Source organism: Lacrimispora sp. (genome assembly GCF_036758025.1).
GTDB lineage: Bacteria > Bacillota > Clostridia > Lachnospirales > Lachnospiraceae > Lacrimispora.
In genome coordinates this window covers 66,212-83,192 of record NZ_DAIOXM010000016.1, presented here as the reverse complement: position 1 = coordinate 83,192, position 16,981 = coordinate 66,212, and the positions used below count along the sequence as shown (strand labels likewise).

Sequence of the window (16,981 nt, the reverse complement as noted above, 5' to 3'; positions counted from 1 at the left end):
TCATGGTATACCCGCAGGGTGCTTCTTAAACGACAGATACCCTTCCTTTGCTCACCTTTAAAAATATCAGCAGGGAAACCACTGTACTGACGGTCAGAATAGAGGCCAGGGCCGCCGCCGTACCGTAGCTGTTTCGCACTACCTCAGTATAAATAGCCACGGAAATGGTGCTGGTCTTTCCGCTGTAAAGCATAACGCTGGAGGACAGCTCATTGATGCAGGTGATCCAGCTTAAGATCGCACCGGACAGCACACCCGGAGCCATTAATCTGGCAGTTACCTTGAAAAATGTTTTCATCGGGGATACCCCTAAGTTAATGGAGGCCTCCTCCACGCTGGGGTCCATCTGGTGAAGAAATGCACTTCCTGAACGCACCGTATAAGGAAGCTTTCTCACCACATAAGCAATAATCATAATTAGGGAAGTTCCCGTAAGGATGACCGGAGGCTTATTAAAGGCAACGATTAAGCTGATGCCAAGAACTGCTCCCGGTATAACAAAGGGAAACATGATCAGCAGATCCATCACTTGAGCAAACCAGCCCTTTTGCCTGACAACGATATAGGAAATCAACATACCGATGATGACAATGAACACAATGGCAATGGAGGAAAAGGTAAAGGTATTGCGGATATTGGTTCCAAGGCGGTTAAAAATAGTCATGTAGCTTCCAAGACTGAATCCCTTTTGGAATCCTGTAAAATCGCTTTTCACAAAGCTGCTGACAATTACCACGATCTGGGGAAGAATGCCGATAAATGTAATAATGCATACAGGCAGAGTTGCAAGAAAACGTTTCCAGCCCTTTAATTGCACTTCCTGAGGCGGACGCATAGCAGTCATCACATAATTTTTTCTGGACACATAAAACTTCTGCACCAGAAGCACAGTTGTGGAACACAGCACCACAATAACCGACAGAGCGCTTGCAAGATGGGCATTTCCGCCCATTTCACTCATGTACTCGTTGTAAACCAGAACCGGAAGCACCATGTAGCCCTCTCCAATCAGCATGGGAGTTCCAAAATCTGCAAGGCTGGTCATAAACACCATAATGGCACCTGCTAATATAGAAGGGATGATGACCGGAATGGTCACTGTCAGCAAACGGCGCAGTTTATTGCTTCCCAGGTTTTCTGCCGCCTCTTCCAGGCTGGAATCAATGCTTCCCATGGCTCCGGAGGTATACAGGTAAACATAAGGAAACAGCTTAAAGGTAAACACCAGAATAATTCCCAGCCTTCCATAAATACTGGGCAGCATAATTCCAAGATTATCTGCAAAAAATTTGGTAATCAAGCCGGAACGTCCAAATAAGGTGATCCAGCTATAGGCACCGATAAAAGGCGGGCTCATCAAGCTCATGATGATGAAAATATGTATAAATTTCTTTCCCCACACATTGTACCGGGTGAGAATATAAGCCATGGGAATTCCCACCACCATAGTGGTAAAGGTAGTGATCACCGACACTTGAAGGCTTCGCCCCAGGGCGGAGTAATAGTATTTCTTTGTAAAAAACCTGACGTAATTAGTCAGCGTAATCCCCGGCTCCTTGCCGGAAAAAAAGCTTCTGGTAATCAGGGTGATAAAAGGATAGATTAAAAATACTGCCATAAATAAAAGAACGGCAACCTTAATCCAAAACCAGAAATCCAGTCTTTTATTTTTTAACACGAAATCACCTCCATGGTCTCTGCGTCATAAACATTTACCGCATCCGGTTTGAAATTCACATAAACCGTTTCCCCGTCTTTTCTCAGTGTTTCTGAATCCTTGGTATATTCGTTCAACTGCAAAATCTGTCCATTTTCCAGTTCAATTTCGTATTCAATAAAGTCTCCCAAAAAGGTGGAGATAACAACCGTACCCTTCAGCCCTTTCGATTGGTCAAAGAACAACTGCTCCGGTCTGGCGGAAATAATGCCCTTTCCTTTAAAAGACTTCTTCAGACCGACAGAAACTGTGTAATCCTCTCCTATGGTTAAAGCCGCCTGATCACCATTTTCCCCTTCCACCTGACAGTCAATAAAATTGGAGACTCCGATAAAGCCCGCCACAAAGGTATTTTCCGGTTTTTTATAAATCTCTTCGGGAGTTCCCACCTGCATAACATTTCCGTCTTTCATAACCGCAATCCGATCAGAAATTGCCAGGGCCTCCTCCTGGTCATGAGTCACATAAATCGTGGTAATCCCCAGCCTGCGCTGAAGCTTTTTAATTACCGTCCTCATTTGCACACGAAGCTTTGCATCCAGATTAGAAAGAGGCTCATCCATCAAAAGGACGCTGGGTTCAATGACAAAGGCCCTTGCCAAAGCAACCCTCTGCTGCTGGCCTCCTGAAAGCTCATTGGGCTTTCTATTTTTCAGCTTTTTGATCTGCACCAAATCCAGTGCTTCATCCACCCGTCTTTCAATTTCAGCCTTGGGAATCTTCTTTGCTTTCAGTCCATATGCCACGTTTTCTTCTACGGTTAAATGAGGAAAGATGGCATAATTCTGAAACACCATACCAATTCCTCTTTTGTGGGCTTCCACATGATTTAAAAGCTTATCGTCAAAGTAGATTTCTCCCCCATCTACGCTGTTAAAACCGGCAATCATACGAAGAAGGGTTGTTTTTCCGCATCCCGAGGGTCCAAGGAGAGTAAAAAATTCCCCCGGGTTCATTTCTAAATCCACTCCGTTTAATGCAACGAAGTCACCATACTTTTTTACTGCTTTTTTAACTAAAACCTGATGGCTCATATCCTTACTCCCTTCTTTTTTCAAAAGGCAGAAACTGTATTCAGTTCCCGCCTTTTGCATGATGATTAGTTTTCCACCATAATATCATTGAATTTTTCTATAATTACTTCTTTGTCGTTTGCTGCCCAGTCAAAATCGTAATCAACTAAGATCAGGTCGCTTAACTTAGCCATACCTTCTCCTACTTCCATATCATTTCTTACCGGACGGCGTCCCCAGCTCTGGCTCTGCTCAGCCTGGCATTCTTTGGAAAGAACGAAGTCGATAAACAGCTTTGCATTTTCCTCGTTGGGGCAGCCCTTGATCAAAGCAACTCCATCGGGAACGGCTGAAGTTCCATCCTTAGGATAGACAAAGCCAACCTTGTCATCGCCTGCATATTTAACAGCAGATTTTTCAATGGTAATGCCCACATGGAATTCTCCGTCTGCTACCATCTTGTGGCATTTGCTGGAGGAGTCGACGATTTTGCCATCCAGATTTTCATAAAGCTTCTGTATGAAATCCCATCCCTCTTCTTTTCCGCCATGTGCAAGCATCATGGTGCAAAGCTGGGTATAGGCAGAACCGGATTTAGAAGGAAGACAGTAAGCGATTTTTCCTTTCCATTCCGGGCTGATTAAGTCTTCCCATGTCTCAGGAATGGTGAGTCCGTCTTTTTCGATCAGTTCTTTGTTATAAAAGATTACCATTGGAAGAGGGCTTTCTCCAATCCACAGTCCATCGGGATCTTTATAGGCCGCATCGATGAAGCTGTCGTTGGCCTCTGATACATACGGGGTGAAATACTCTTTAAATGCTGCCAGGGAATCCGCTCCTCCTCCCCATAAAACATCTGCAATGGGGTTGGCTGATTCTGCTGCAATCCGGTTGGTCAACTCTCCCGTTCCAGCAGCAACCACTTCAACCTTTACATTTGGGTATTTTTCCATGAACTGGTTCACACCTGCGTTTAAGGGATCTGCATCATGAGGAGAATAAACAACTACACTTCCGCTGTAGTCCTCAGGCTTCTTCTCTCCTGCCGCTTCAGACTGGGCTTGTGTTTCCGCAGCACTTGCTGCAGTACTTGGGGCCGCTGTTTCCGCCGGTTTACTTGTACCACCGCATGCAGCCAAGCTTAAAATCATCAATGCCGCAAGGGAACTGCCGATTACTTTTTTCATAAATATCGCTCCTTTTTATCTGGTATTGTAAACCAATTATATATTTTACAGCCTGCATTTTCCATGTAATTTGCTTACATTTCATTTGTTATTATGACATAACGCATATTTTTTTGATGTTTTGTCCCAACTAATTATGCATATTAACAAATTTTCTTACCCTCTTACAAATATGATTGGAATATTTGAGAACTTTTGCAGAAATTCCTCAAGAAAAACTGGTCAATATAGTATAAACAACCACAAAAACTGCCGGCTTAATTTGTAAGCCGGCAGTCCGATCATTTTGGTGTGAAGCATTGAGTCATTAATCCAGCAAGGTTTTCCACTCCTGGTCATAATATGCCTGAAAGCACATGTTGATTTGTTCTGTATTGTTTTTTTCTTCGGCAAGCAGGGGCAATTCATCCTGGGAAAAATACCGGCTTTCTATTGTCTCCAAATTTTCTCTGAAAGAGCCTCCAAGGACGGAACACTGCAGGAAGATTTTGCAGACTTTATGGGCATAGACCGGCAGATTGTGTTTTTCCCTGTCCTGAACGGCAATGACCTTATCAATCTGAACATCAAGACCGGCTTCCTCTTTCACTTCTTTTATAATGTTTTCCTTTACCGATAAATCCACATCAACCCAGCCTCCGGGCAGAGACCATGTACCATTGTTTTCTTTAACCAGCAGAATCTTGTCATCTTTAAAAACAGCGGCTCTGGAATCGAGCTTCGGCGTCTGGTATCCTGTTTCATTGCAGAATAAATCCTTCACTTTTTCAACACGTATCTCTGAGTGAATGCTGATCATTTCCGCAGAAATCTCCCGGATTCTTTCATATCTTTCCTTATCATAACAGTCTCTTACATAGCACAACCCATTCTGTGCGATTGCCTGCAGTTCCACTGCCCACTCAAGCCACTTATTATCAGACATTGCAATCCCCTTGCCCTTTCATCCCATGGTTTAAAGGAGCAGGACTTCAACCTCACTGCCCTTCTCAAGCTCCCCGCTGCCTGCGGGTATGTCAATCAGGCAGTTGCAGCCCGACATGGAGGCGAGCATACCTGAGGAATGTTTGCCTGAGGGAGGTATGGTTACTTTTCCCTCTTTCACCCTTCCCCTGATAAATCTCCTGCCTTTGCTTCCCTTTGTAAAATCTTCATCCAGTATAGCCCTTATCCTGTTTATATGCAACCCCTCATCCCGGCCAGCCTTCGCCAAAAATGGCCTTACCAGCAGTTCAAAAGTAGTGGCTGCTGCAAAAGGATTGCCGGATAAGTGAAACATAGGCGTTCCTTCATAAATAGAAAACATGGCCGGAGTGCCGGGCTTCAAATTCACCTTCCAGAAAATCCGTTTCGCCCCAAGTGCAGGCAGCACCTCATGGAATATGTCCTTATCCCCTGCCGAAACTCCCCCGGTGGTAATCACCAGATCAGCCGCTTCACAGCTTTCCCTTATGGCTTTTACAACATCCTCCGTCCGGTCAGGCAGAGGCTTTGCTATTACCGGTTTAATACCAAATTCACAAAGCCTTGCGTACAAAAGAAATAAGTTGGAATCATATATTTTCCCCGGACTTAATTCTGTTCCGGGCAGGATCAGTTCATCTCCTGTGGAAAAAAGAGCCACCTTTAAGGTATGATACACCTTCACTTCTTCCATTCCCAAAGAAGATAATATACCCTGTTCCACATAGGTCAGCTTTATCCCCTTATAAAGAACAGGCGTCCCCTTTGCCACATCCTCTCCCTGAAAGCAAAAATTCTGGTTATGGGCCATCTCCCTGTCTACCTGTATGGCATCCTTCTCCCTGCAAGACCCTTCCTCCACATCCTCCAGCCGGATTATACAATCAGCGCCTTCGGGTATGGCAGCTCCAGTCATAATGCGGACTCCTTCCCCCTGCCCTACCTTCTGCCTGCACCAGTCCCCCGCATAAACGGTATCAATGATTCTGATAGACTTGGGATTTTCTACGGAGGCCCCCAGCAAATCCTCTGACCGAAGCGCAAACCCATCCAAAGGAGACCGGTGAAAGGGAGGAATGTCAAAAGGAGCATACACATCCTCTGCAAGTATTCTCCCGTTTGCCTCCATGGCGGGAACCAGTTCTGTCCGTTCCGGCTCTGTCAGACTGTCTAATATCAGAGTGACCGCCTCTTCCAGTTCAATCCCTGTCCGTTCTGTGGTCATATTTTCATTCCTCCCATTTCAAAAAAACTGCCTTCTCTTTTCACAGAAAAGGCAGAATAAAACAAAAATTCTATTAATCAGCAAAATCATCCTCATGTGCCAGCGCCTTTGCGTACTTGGGCGACAAAAACTCAGTGGAAAACAGAAAGTCAGAATTCCGGTTATTGGTAAAACGCTGAATATCCCCGTTTTCCTCCCTGCCCGACAAAACCTGATAAGCCCGTTCAATCTGAGGTTTGGTGGCATAGTAAGGGTGCCGTTCAAAATAAGACAGGGGGGTGGGTGCCGGATAGGTCTTGCTGTTAAACCGCACCATATGGACCATGGTGGCCGCTAAATCCTTATCCTCCACCAGGGCAGCAATCATAGCATAATTATCGCTCATATTCTGCTGGGAATAATAATACCGGTCCTTTTTCCCTTCCTTATATGCAATATCCTTACAATCCTCATCTTCTCTGATTTCCTCAAGAAGCTGGTCCGCCTCTTCAATTTCTTCTTTTAAAGAAGCGTATCCGGTTAAGCTTCCGGCTCCGGAACGAATGCGGATATAATCCGCCAGTTTCCTGGCCTCCGTCATCTCTTCTTCACCTTCCTCAGGCTCCTGATCTCCTGATTCTGCAAATTCAGCAAACTCATCCTCTGCCTCAGGCAGGGAGGTCAGATATTCCAGTAAATCCTGCTTTTCTGCCCTCTCCTGAGAGACTTCTTCTGATGCTTCACCCGCAGCCCCGGCAATTTCTTCAATCTTTACAAAACCCGGTTTCTTTCTTCCAAACAGCATACGAAAACCTCTTTCATTCAATCAATTCCTGAAGCAAAAACCACGTTTTTATGCCGGAAGAATTCCTCTGGCAGCCAGATCATCGGCCATATCTCCCAAACCGAATTTTTCAAGAGTTGCTCTCGTCGGTATGCCGGTCTTAATATCCCAGCCCATTTCCTCATAGAAATAGTCCTTTGCAAGCTCCATATCGGCACGGTCCATCTTATAGGTTCCCTCTTCAAAAGGTGCAAAATCCGGATCCTGTTCAAACACCCACTCAGGAATTGCATCATGGGTATCTCTTAAGTTGGTATCTCCGAAGTGAATGTTAAAGGAGATTGCCGTCATAACGCGAAGCATCTGGGAAATGCGCTCTGATGCGAATTCAAGGCTTTCTCTGGTGTAATCCACACCTGTAACAGCTGCCATGAAATCAGCCTCCAGATTCAAGTCACCTGCATAATTTCTCTCCTTAGAGGGAGACTGGGTCATAGGCCACATCCAGTTGCACAAGGTGGCACTGTCATGGAACTGTTTGCCGTTAAATGCCCATTTAGCCAGCTTTGCCTTATTGCGGTTCATCGGCTTATAAGCTTTTTTATTGTCGTAGCAGCCCTCACCGAAAAAGCTTTCCATAGTGGCCTTGGTCACTTCATAAGGAGCGCCGGAGTTCTCCACATTGGTCAGATGGTGGATCATACAGTCTCTGTTATACATCAAGTTAAATAATAAACCAATTTGTCCGGAATCCTCATTGGCATGGTGCTTTGGATATCCGTTATAGGTGATGTTGGTGTTATTGGAATTGATGGCATCAAAAAATTCTTTTCCTAAATTCCACTTTTCCACCATGGCAAGGGTTCCCTCTCCTATGGTAGCAAGCTCCCCTTCCTTATTGGCAATACGGCGTATGATCTCCACTGCCCAGCGGGGATCTCCGTTCTTCTCCCACTCCCATGGAAGGCTGTCGTATTCCGCTTGAGGAAGCACTTCCTTGATCTTTCCGGATACGCATAACCAGTTAAAGTCTCTTTGAAGGTTGGCATAATTACACCACAGACCCATATCATCCTGGGCGCGGGAAGAAGCTCCGCTGAGTATCAGGTTGGCATCGCCTTCATATTCAAAATCCTTTACCCCGCTTGGATAGAACATCTTTCCATAAAGAACGGGAACACAGGTATTGGACACATAAACAGGTAAGTCATAATCTGCCAGAGGGTCCATCTCATACTGGGTGTAACAGCGGATTGGACATGCGCTGCATCCACCCTGCTTTATTATGTAATTTGATGCCACTTCGCCGTGATCAAATACACCCTTTAAGGTACGGTATGCGATCCGGTTTACATCGCCGCATGGCTGTTCTCCCATGTCAATGGGGCCGCCCTCTGCTTTTTCCCATCTGCGTCCGGGAGCGCCTGACCAGCGGTTCTTTCCGCCTACGGCAGAATACTCCGCCCAGCTTTGGGGAACTGCCGGAACGTTGTGATTATTATTGGCACCGATTAAATCCTTTAACATGTACTCATTCAGCTCTTTTACCCGGTTAATATCAGCAACCTTTACAGAGCCCGTACCCCGGACTGCAATGCCTTTCAGCTTCTTGCTTCCCATAACGGAACCGACTCCGCCGCCGCCTGAGTTTCCAAAAGAGGTGTTTAAGGTGGCATAATTGACCAGGTTCTCACCAGCCGGTCCGATAACAGCGGTCTCAAATTCACTGCCGTTTTCCTCTGTCAAAATCCGGTTGGCATCAAAGGTACCTTTCCCCCAGATATGGGAGGCATCCTCTATGGATACTTTATCATCATCAATTTTAATATATACCGGAGTGGAGGACTTTCCTTCCACTATAATGGCATCATATCCCGCATATTTGATTCTGGGTCCAATATGTCCTCCCATATGGGCATCAATAATGGATTTTCCCTTTGACCATGAGGATAAAAGAGAAATATTCATTCTTCCTGAACATGGTACGCTGGAACCGGTCAGGGGGCCAACTCCCATAACAATTTTAGATGCCTCATCATGTGGATGAGTTGTTAAGGGCACCTCCTCATATATAATACGGTATCCCATACCCATACCGCCGATGTATTCCTGATATTTTGTTGAGTCTTCAATTGAAATATTTCCTGTGGTCAAGTTGACACGAAGAATATTTCCAGCCCATCCGTATGTTGCCATAATATATAGTCCCTCCTTATGCAATCGCCTGAGCCGCTGCAGTCACTTCATCCCAGGGGATAATGGCCAGAGCAGTGCTGGGACATCCAGCCGCACAGGCTCCGCATGCAATGCATTTGCTCGATTTATTTGTCTCCGGGTTCACAGTGGGCATATGCCATGGACAGGCTTCCACACAGGCTCCGCAGCCGATACACTTTGCCTCATCCACTATCCTTGTGCCCCAGTCATTGGTGCCGATTGCTTTTACAGGACATGCATTTCCGCAGGCAGGATCCTTACACTGGCGGCAGGTGTCCGGATAATATGTAAAATTGCCGTTATACATTCCGTCTTCTCCGTGAATGTGCAGATTGCGGCTCACCTTTACTCTTGATATGTAGGTGGATACCTCTTCATCATTTGTCAAGGTACAGTTAATCTCGCACCGCTCGCATCCGGTGCACTTTGCAGTATTTACCACCAGCAGTCCCTGGGGAAGAGCCCAGGTAGATACCTGATCACTTTCCACCTCCTGCTGGGAGCAGCCAAACAGGGAAAGCATTGTTGCAGAAACCGTCAATCCTGCCAGACTTTTTCCAGAAATTTTCAAGAATTGCCGTCTTGTCATTTCTTTGTCAAAAAAACCCTTCTTTACGTCATCAGACATAAAACCCTCCAATCCGGTAATTAAATATATTTTACCCTTATATTGCAGTAAAACAGAATACTTTGCAATATTTTTTGATGATTTTATTGTATAATTTTATTGCCGGTTAGTCAATATTTACCGGTTATTATTTTAACATTCTATCGGTAAATAACGAAAAATTCATTGATTTTAAGATTTATCTAGGGTATAATGAAGCCAAGAAACTAATTCTATTTTTAAGAAATGAGGTAATTATTATGTTTGGAAGATTAGGTCCCTTTGAATTAATTCTGATTCTCTGCATCGCTTTGATCGTATTTGGGCCAAGCAAACTCCCTCAGGTGGGCCGTTCCTTAGGCCAGGCCATCCAGGAATTCAAAAAGGGAACTGCTGATGTGAAGAAGGAAATAAACAGCCTGACAGAGGATACTCCGGAAAACGAAAAGAACGCTTAAGGTGGAAGATATGGATTCAGCAAAAAAGACCGACACCCTGGTAACACATCTGGCTGCACTGAGAAAAAGACTGATCATCATACTGGTCGTTAATTTTGGTGCAGCCATGATCTGTTATCAATTTATGGGAACTCTGATCCAATACATACTAAATTTGAATCCAGGAATGAAACTCGTATATTTAACGCCTTCCGAACCCTTTATGGCATATTTGGAACTGGCACTGACCTGTGCCATTGTTCTATGCTTTCCCATAACGGTTCTGCAAATCTGGCTGTTTATATCTCCGGGACTTTATAAAAAAGAGCAGCTTTACGTTCTTCTGTCTCTTTTTTTCGGATTCTTTTTCTTTATTGCCGGTGTCATATTCAGTTATTTTGTAGCCCTTCCTATTACCCTGGACTTTTTTATGAGGATTACCGTAGAATCAGTGACCTCTGCCGTATCGATCAAAAACTTCGTTTCCTTCTGCAATGCCACATTGCTGAGTTTCGGCGCTGTTTTTGAGCTTCCTGTTCTCGTTTTCCTCCTGTCCCTGCTTGGTATTTTAAAGCCTGCCTTTATGAAAAAAAGCCACGGTGTGCTGATTCTGATTATATTTATCGTTGCAGCAATCATCACTCCTCCCGATGTGGTATCCCAGGTATTGCTGGCCATTCCTATGATAGTTCTGCTGGAAATCAGTATGGGAATCTGCATCCTGGTTCATAAGTACAGAGAGAAAAGAGAATTACTGGAACAAAGCAATGCTTAATCAATGAATTCTTTACAAAGATAAGAAAGACCTTGTGTCCCGGCTGAATCAGCCGCAGGCACAAGGTCTTTTTGTAATCCTGATTTTACAGGTTATTTTAATACCTCTTCCTTCAAGAAGAAATATCCGTTGTTGATTGTTGCTGCAACTGCCTTAGAGGAAATTGTGGCACCGGATACGGCATCTACATCAGTTGCATTGACAGGCTCTCCTGCCGGTTCTTCCTTTTTCCCTTCTGCCAGGCCAGCCTCTTCCAGCTTCAGCGCCGCCTGCTCTTCAGGAGACAAATCAGAAAATGGTTTCGCCAGCTTTTCCCCTTCTATGGAGCTTGTCAGCAGTCCTGCCTTATATAAGGCATTCATGGATTTTCCTTCAGGAGGCAGATCGGCAACAGGAGTCTCCATCTTTTCTCCTTCAAAGGAGCTTTTCAAAAGACCGGCTTCATATAAGGTGCGCATGGTCTTTGCCTCCGGTGAAGTATCCTCAGGCTTCCACTGTGCGGGATCATAGTTTTCATCAGCCAGATTCACGGCTTCCCCTTCTGAGGCAGTGCCTGCTGCACCTGCAACCGGGGAAAAGACTTCCAGATCAGCCACCTTTACAGGCGCCGCAATATTCTGAAACTGGCTTAAAAATCCGTCTTCCGTCACCTTTGTTCCAATGCCTGCTGTTTCTCCCTGTGATGTAACAGTCAGATTTAAAATATGTTCTCCTGTCTGGTCAAAAACCACGGCAGTTTCAATATCACCTGCAAACCCCTTTGCAGTTCCGTATACCACATAGCTTCCGTCAGCCAGTGTATGTAATTCCTTTACCTGATACTTGTCTCCGTTCAATCCTGAAATATCTGCCACTGTGCCGCTAAACGCCGCCGCTGCCTGCTTTTTCACTGTCTCCGCAGTAAAAATCGTTCCCAGGGATAAAACACACATCACCCCTGCCGCAATGACCTGATCATATCTTTTTTTCCGCATACTCTCATCTCCTACACATGTTAGACATAAAACCCTTTATATTGAAATGATATCAAACAGTCCGCCATATGTAAAGATTTTTCGTTAAAATTATGACACATTTTTCCTCTGTTGAATTTACAGATTAAAAATGCTATAATAAACCAATAAAGAATCACTTATCCCAAATACGCTGAAAATCAGATTGGAGCACCCATGAACACAGAAAACCAGAATCTTCTGCAAGCAAAGCGCATGATACTAATCGGAGCAACAGGCCGCAACAGCGGAAAGACCACCCTTGCCCTCCAGATTATCAACGCATTTCAAAATAAAGTACCCATTATCGCATTTAAACTGATTACCGTAAGAGATCATGAAGACATCTGTCCCAGAGGAGGACATGGCTGCGGGATATGCAAGGGGCTGAAGGGCTGCTTTGATATAACGGAAGAAAATGGAACCGGAAACAAAGACACTATGGTGATGAAAAAGGCCGGGGCCAAGCAGGTTTATCTGATCAGGGCATTGAAGGAACATGTGAGGGAAGCTCTGGAAGAAGCCCTGAAAGCAGTTCCCCAAGAAGCTCTTATCCTGTGTGAATCCAACAGTGCGCGCCTTTCCGTGGAGCCTGCCTGCTTTATTATGATTCAAAGCAGCACTGCCTCCTCCGTCAAGCCTACGGCACAGGCGGTAATGGCCTATGCCGATGTGGTTCTCCCCCAGGATGAAGCTTCCTTTGCTGAATTTGTTCAGGAACAGCTTCCCAAAACAATTGGAATCGATTTATAGGTCAGCCCAGCAGAGGGCTGGCCTCTCCCATACAGAACAGATTAAGTCTGTGAAGGGCTCTTGTACAAGCAATGTATAAGAGCTTTTTGTCATCCTGGCTGTAATAATTTTTCCTGTCAGCATCACATATTAAGACAGCATCAAATTCCAGCCCCTTTGACATGTATACAGGAATGATGAATACGCCATGTAAATCTGTACTGCTTTCATTTTTTACCAATTGAATATCAATCTTATCCTTTAACCGATCAAAGAGGAACTTGGCATTTTTCTCAGTCTTGCAGATTAATCCGATTGACTGGTAGCCTTTTTCCATACAAAGCTGGATTTCTGAAATAATTTTGCTGTCCAGCGATGTTTGGTCAGCCATTTTATAAACCTGGGGCTCCTCTCCCTTCCGGTTAAAGCTCTTTACCTGTGAGCTGCCTCCCAGAAGTCTCATTCCGTAATTTAAAATTTCATTGGTGCAGCGGAAGCTCTTATCCATGGTTACAAGCGAAATCTTTTTCTTATTTAAGATTCTTCCGATCTGGTCATATAAGGACAAATCCTCGCTTTTTTCCAAGGTCTGGTTAATATCTCCCAGAACCGTAAATTTGGATTTTGAAAACAGCAGACGGAAAATCTCAAAATGAAGAGGGTAATAGTCCTGGGCCTCATCGATGACCACCTGCCTGATGGTTTTATATTTACTGGTTCCATTGATCTTTAAACTCAGGCAGGCAAGGGCTGCAGCGTCATCATAGTACAGGAACTGACTGCATAAATTCTCCTGGGTAAAGGTTAAAATGTCTTCTATGCAATCTGGAAGTTTTATTCCCTTTGCCAGACTGTAAAAATACTCTTTGTCATAAAACAGTTTTCTGTAAAGCTCTCTGACACGAAGTTCCGTAAAACCTCCTATCCTTTCCTTTATGAGCAGCTCTTCCTGCCTGTTGACAGAACGTTTCTTCACCTCTCCTGCCAAATCCAGAATGTAGGTTTCCAGCAGCTTTAATTTCGTTCCCAGAAGAGTTTCTTTCCCGCCTGAGCATACCTTTACTTTTAGAGCCTCTTTGCTTACAACACACCCTCCATTATAGAAAACATCCTCAAATTCAATCCATCGGTAAGGAAGATCATCAATAAACCGGTCCAATATCTCTAAAAACTCCTGAGAGGTTTTAAATTCTATGGATTTTTTAATGATATCCCTGTAACGGGAGTTTGAAATCAGGTTTTCCAAAAACTGATTTCTGGACTGTATCTGTTCACTTTTCAGGATTCCGGAAAGAATTTCTTCAAATACAACAGAAAGCACATTTTCCTCCCCCAGCTCCGGCAGCACATGGGAAATATACTGTTCAAACAAGCTATTTGGAGAAATGATGATGATATTATTGGCAGACAGCTTAGAGGACAGCCCCTGATACATCAGATACGCCGCCCGGTGGAGGGCAACAGAGGTTTTTCCGCTTCCAGCCACCCCTTGCACCATCATCAAATCGTTTTCCATATCCCTGATGACCATATCCTGATCCTTCTGTATGGTTTCCACAATGGCCTTCATCTGGGTGGAAGTATTTTGAGAAAGCAGCTTTCTCAAAAATTCATCGATGATCTGCACTTCCGCATCAAAGAAATATTCCAGTACGCCTTTCTTAATTTCATATTGGCGTTTCAAACTTACTTCCCCTGTAATCCGTCCCCCAGGCGCATCATAAAAGGCCGGTCCTGTCACAAAGCGGTAAAAGACACTGGCAATGGGAGATCTCCAGTCATAGACAAAAATCTCATTTCCATTCTCCCCCTTTAAAGAAGACCGCCCGATATAAATTTTTTCAAACTCCTCCTCGTCATCAAATTTAAAATCGATCCGGGCAAAATAAGGTGATTGAATCATGTTCTCCAGCAATATGATTTTATTTTCCACTGCTTCATAATCTGCAAGCTTATCCGTAATGGGATTTACATACTGATTTAGATCCGCAAGAGCTTCAAATGCTTCACTGCCCCAAAGATTGCCTATGGAATGGGTCGTGTTTTCCCGTAGTTCCTTTTTAGCCGAGATAATGGCCGACTTATTCTCCTCATTGCGCTCTCTCGCCTGGTTCAGTTGTTTTTTCGCTAAAGCTATGGTTTGTTCTAACCTCTTTTGTTCAAACTCCAATTCAGAATTGTTGTTTTCCATAACCAATATCACCTCTCTTTTAGAATGGGTAGGAAACCGGAGCCCCGAACCGCTATGGTAAAAAGTCTAACACAACCGGGATCTTAAAAACAGTCTTGTTGTTGGTGATGATGTGTGTTACAATATAGGTAGAGAGAAAAGGAACTGTGCATACGCAGCAGTTCCTTTTCTCTCTCTATTTATTATATGTATATTTTCATAATCCTAATTCAGCTTCATAAAGCTTTGAATTGCTGCCCCAGAGTTTTTAACTCCAAATAATCCAGAGAAGAATATATCCGGATACTACCGCAATGATAGAAAATGGAACACCGATCTTCATAAAATCCATATTCGTAACTGTGTATCCTTCTTTTCTCAAAATGCCGATACCCGTAATATTAGCACTGGCACCGATGGGAGTTAAGTTTCCGCCCAGAGTTGCACCTGTCAGAAGGCCAAAATAAAGAAGATACGGATCGACACCCATTAACGCTGCAATGCTGCTGACAACAGGAAGCATAGTTGCAACATAAGGGATGTTATCAATAAATGCAGAAAACAGCACGGAAGCCCATACAATTAAGGAATAAATCAGGAACAGGTTATCTCCTGCAATTCTTACAAACAATTGGCTGATGGCATCAATAACGCCTGCTTCCGTAATACCTGCAATGATGACAAACAAACTGGCTAGGAGCAGCAAGGTTTGGCCATCCATTTCACGAAAGAACTGAAGCAGATGAGAAGAGGACTTTCCGACAACTGCCTTTCTGATAAAGCCGATCAGCGCCAATACAACACAGACGATACCGTTTGTGACTGCCGGTTTGTGGGCAATAAAAGAAGCCAGAATCAACAGCAGAACCGTTCCGCCTAAAAGCACAGAAGGCACGTAGTCGGTCACCTCAGTGCGGACTGCCGAAGCCACCGGCTCCTTCAGCTTGCGGAAGTAAAGCAGAAGTACTGCGCCGGAAACAACAGCGCCAACCTGTACCACCCAGAACATTCCCGGTTTTCCGTTTAAAATAAAGAAGTCTAAAAAGCTTAACTTTGCATAACCGCCCAGCAAAATGGCCGTTGTATCACCTACTAAAGTGGCGGCTCCCTGTAAATTGGAAGAAACTGCAATGGAAATGATAACAGGCACCGGACTGATTTTCAGCTTCTTGGAAAGTGCAAGAGCAACCGGAGCAATCATCAAAACCGTGGCTACGTTATCTACAAACGCCGAGATAATTCCGGCAAACAGGGCCAGTGCAACCACTGCCCATTGAACATTAGGCACTTTTTCCATGATGATATCTGCCATTAAGGCCGGCATCTTGGATTCAATAAAAAGGGCCACAGTGCCCATGGTTCCGGCAATCATTAAAAGTACATTCCAGTCAATAGCTCCCCAAACCTTTCCAACCGGCAAAATCCCCAGCAGCACGAACAACACCGCAGAACATGCCGCAATATAGGCACGGTATTTGCCGAAACCAAGGAGCAGTACATAAGTTACCGCAAACATTCCCAACGCAAAGTACATAATTATTTTCCCCTTTTTGCAATATTTTTGGCTTGCTGATACCTAATCTGACAGGATACTTTTTCAGCATTACCGCTTTTTTGATGGCATTTTTACAAATCTTATCTGCCAATTCATACCACTTGAATATATCTTAAAGCCAGGTATGATGTCAACATTTGCAAGGGGAAAAGGGGATTTGTAACGTTTTTATAACATCAGATATTTTATGCTTTTTTGCAGCGTTTGCGGTATTCATCCATAATGTCTTTGAATATTTCACCGTTTGTCGGTGGTGTATATGTCACCGCATTGGCTCCTGCTTCAATAACGGCATCAATGGATTCTTTAGTTGGCCCTCCGGTCGCAATGATGGGAAATGTTTTATCAATCTTGCGCAGTGCTTTGATAATCTCGACAGTGTTCTTTCCGCCGGATACATTGACAATCTGTGCTCCGGAACCCAGCATCCGCTCTTCCAGGTTCTCATGGATTGAAATAATTGATAATATGATGGGAATATCAATTATTTCAGCCAGATCTTTTACAAATTCTGTTCTTGTGGGAGCGTTCAGTACAACAGCCGTGGCTCCGTGCAGCTCAGCATCAAGGGCTATATCACGAACCCTGGGACCGGCAGTTGTACCGCCGCCGACACCTGCTAATACCG

At 44.4% G+C, this 16,981-nt stretch carries 14 protein-coding genes and 1 pseudogene; 3 read left to right on the top strand and 12 right to left on the bottom strand.

Annotation, left to right across the window (positions count from 1 at the left end; genetic code table 11):
* Nucleotides 1-25: 25 nt before the first annotated feature.
* From V7M78_RS14190 to V7M78_RS14155, 8 genes are all read right to left on the bottom strand, one after another.
* Entirely contained in the window at nucleotides 26-1,678 is a 1,653-nt protein-coding gene (locus tag V7M78_RS14190) for an ABC transporter permease (RefSeq protein ID WP_442914661.1), read from the bottom strand.
* Nucleotides 1,672-2,751 carry an ABC transporter ATP-binding protein gene (locus V7M78_RS14185; RefSeq protein WP_333650639.1) on the bottom strand — a complete coding sequence of 360 codons (1,080 nt, stop codon included), beginning with the start codon at nucleotides 2,749-2,751 and terminating at the stop codon, nucleotides 1,672-1,674. The genes V7M78_RS14190 and V7M78_RS14185 overlap by 7 nt, the downstream gene beginning before the upstream one ends.
* Nucleotides 2,752-2,816: 65 nt before the next feature.
* On the bottom strand, nucleotides 2,817-3,917 hold the full coding sequence (locus V7M78_RS14180; RefSeq protein ID WP_333650637.1) for an ABC transporter substrate-binding protein: 1,101 nt from the start codon (nucleotides 3,915-3,917) through the stop codon (nucleotides 2,817-2,819).
* A gap of 307 nt (nucleotides 3,918-4,224) precedes the next feature.
* Nucleotides 4,225-4,842 (bottom strand): NUDIX hydrolase, encoded by a 618-nt coding sequence (locus V7M78_RS14175; RefSeq protein WP_333650635.1) that lies wholly within the window; start codon nucleotides 4,840-4,842, stop codon nucleotides 4,225-4,227.
* A 30-nt stretch (nucleotides 4,843-4,872) separates the two neighbouring features.
* Entirely contained in the window at nucleotides 4,873-6,105 is a 1,233-nt protein-coding gene (locus V7M78_RS14170; protein ID WP_333650633.1) for a molybdopterin molybdotransferase MoeA, read from the bottom strand.
* 73 nt (nucleotides 6,106-6,178) lie between these two features.
* A complete protein-coding gene (locus V7M78_RS14165; protein WP_333650631.1) occupies nucleotides 6,179-6,889 on the bottom strand; it encodes a hypothetical protein in 711 nt (236 codons plus the stop codon).
* Nucleotides 6,890-6,937: 48 nt separating this feature from the next.
* Nucleotides 6,938-9,064, bottom strand: coding sequence for an aldehyde ferredoxin oxidoreductase (locus V7M78_RS14160; RefSeq protein WP_333650629.1), 2,127 nt, complete (start codon nucleotides 9,062-9,064; stop codon nucleotides 6,938-6,940).
* A gap of 16 nt (nucleotides 9,065-9,080) precedes the next feature.
* Nucleotides 9,081-9,713, bottom strand: coding sequence for a ferredoxin-like protein (locus V7M78_RS14155; protein ID WP_333650626.1), 633 nt, complete (start codon nucleotides 9,711-9,713; stop codon nucleotides 9,081-9,083).
* Between the two features lie 239 nt (nucleotides 9,714-9,952).
* Here V7M78_RS14155 and V7M78_RS14150 point away from each other — a divergent pair, with 239 nt between their 5' ends.
* Together V7M78_RS14150 and tatC are read left to right on the top strand one after the other, a co-directional pair.
* A complete protein-coding gene (locus tag V7M78_RS14150; protein ID WP_333650624.1) occupies nucleotides 9,953-10,150 on the top strand; it encodes a Sec-independent protein translocase subunit TatA/TatB in 198 nt (65 codons plus the stop codon).
* A gap of 10 nt (nucleotides 10,151-10,160) precedes the next feature.
* Complete coding sequence (gene tatC / locus V7M78_RS14145; protein ID WP_333650622.1) at nucleotides 10,161-10,904, top strand: twin-arginine translocase subunit TatC; 744 nt, start codon at nucleotides 10,161-10,163, stop codon at nucleotides 10,902-10,904.
* A 92-nt stretch (nucleotides 10,905-10,996) separates the two neighbouring features.
* Here tatC and V7M78_RS14140 read toward each other — a convergent pair whose 3' ends face one another.
* Nucleotides 10,997-11,878 (bottom strand): FMN-binding protein, encoded by an 882-nt coding sequence (locus V7M78_RS14140; protein ID WP_333650620.1) that lies wholly within the window; start codon nucleotides 11,876-11,878, stop codon nucleotides 10,997-10,999.
* Nucleotides 11,879-12,073: 195 nt separating this feature from the next.
* Here V7M78_RS14140 and V7M78_RS14135 point away from each other — a divergent pair, with 195 nt between their 5' ends.
* Entirely contained in the window at nucleotides 12,074-12,649 is a 576-nt protein-coding gene (locus V7M78_RS14135) for a hypothetical protein (RefSeq protein ID WP_333650618.1), read from the top strand.
* A gap of 1 nt (nucleotide 12,650) precedes the next feature.
* Here the strand turns inward: V7M78_RS14135 and V7M78_RS14130 are convergent, their stop codons facing one another.
* The 3 genes and pseudogenes from V7M78_RS14130 to V7M78_RS14120 all read right to left on the bottom strand — a co-directional run.
* Nucleotides 12,651-14,819 carry a HelD family protein gene (locus V7M78_RS14130; RefSeq protein WP_333650616.1) on the bottom strand — a complete coding sequence of 723 codons (2,169 nt, stop codon included), beginning with the start codon at nucleotides 14,817-14,819 and terminating at the stop codon, nucleotides 12,651-12,653.
* Between the two features lie 247 nt (nucleotides 14,820-15,066).
* Complete coding sequence (locus V7M78_RS14125) at nucleotides 15,067-16,332, bottom strand: SLC13 family permease (protein ID WP_333650614.1); 1,266 nt, start codon at nucleotides 16,330-16,332, stop codon at nucleotides 15,067-15,069.
* A 206-nt stretch (nucleotides 16,333-16,538) separates the two neighbouring features.
* Nucleotides 16,539-16,981 (bottom strand): annotated as a pseudogene (locus V7M78_RS14120) (hydrolase); the annotation flags it as partial.

Excerpts from the sequence above, each read along its gene's own strand:
- V7M78_RS14185 (WP_333650639.1), bottom strand. The coding sequence starts at position 2,751 with ATGAGCCATCAGGTTTTAGTTAAAAAAGCAGTAAAAAAGTATGGTGAC.
- V7M78_RS14180 (WP_333650637.1), bottom strand. The coding sequence starts at position 3,917 with ATGAAAAAAGTAATCGGCAGTTCCCTTGCGGCATTGATGATTTTAAGC.
- V7M78_RS14175 (WP_333650635.1), bottom strand. The coding sequence starts at position 4,842 with ATGTCTGATAATAAGTGGCTTGAGTGGGCAGTGGAACTGCAGGCAATC.
- V7M78_RS14170 (WP_333650633.1), bottom strand. The coding sequence starts at position 6,105 with ATGACCACAGAACGGACAGGGATTGAACTGGAAGAGGCGGTCACTCTG.
- V7M78_RS14165 (WP_333650631.1), bottom strand. The coding sequence starts at position 6,889 with ATGCTGTTTGGAAGAAAGAAACCGGGTTTTGTAAAGATTGAAGAAATT.
- V7M78_RS14160 (WP_333650629.1), bottom strand. The coding sequence starts at position 9,064 with ATGGCAACATACGGATGGGCTGGAAATATTCTTCGTGTCAACTTGACC.
- V7M78_RS14155 (WP_333650626.1), bottom strand. The coding sequence starts at position 9,713 with ATGTCTGATGACGTAAAGAAGGGTTTTTTTGACAAAGAAATGACAAGA.
- V7M78_RS14150 (WP_333650624.1), top strand. The coding sequence starts at position 9,953 with ATGTTTGGAAGATTAGGTCCCTTTGAATTAATTCTGATTCTCTGCATC.
- tatC (WP_333650622.1), top strand. The coding sequence starts at position 10,161 with ATGGATTCAGCAAAAAAGACCGACACCCTGGTAACACATCTGGCTGCA.
- V7M78_RS14140 (WP_333650620.1), bottom strand. The coding sequence starts at position 11,878 with ATGCGGAAAAAAAGATATGATCAGGTCATTGCGGCAGGGGTGATGTGT.
- V7M78_RS14135 (WP_333650618.1), top strand. The coding sequence starts at position 12,074 with ATGAACACAGAAAACCAGAATCTTCTGCAAGCAAAGCGCATGATACTA.
- V7M78_RS14130 (WP_333650616.1), bottom strand. The coding sequence starts at position 14,819 with ATGGAAAACAACAATTCTGAATTGGAGTTTGAACAAAAGAGGTTAGAA.
- V7M78_RS14125 (WP_333650614.1), bottom strand. The coding sequence starts at position 16,332 with ATGTACTTTGCGTTGGGAATGTTTGCGGTAACTTATGTACTGCTCCTT.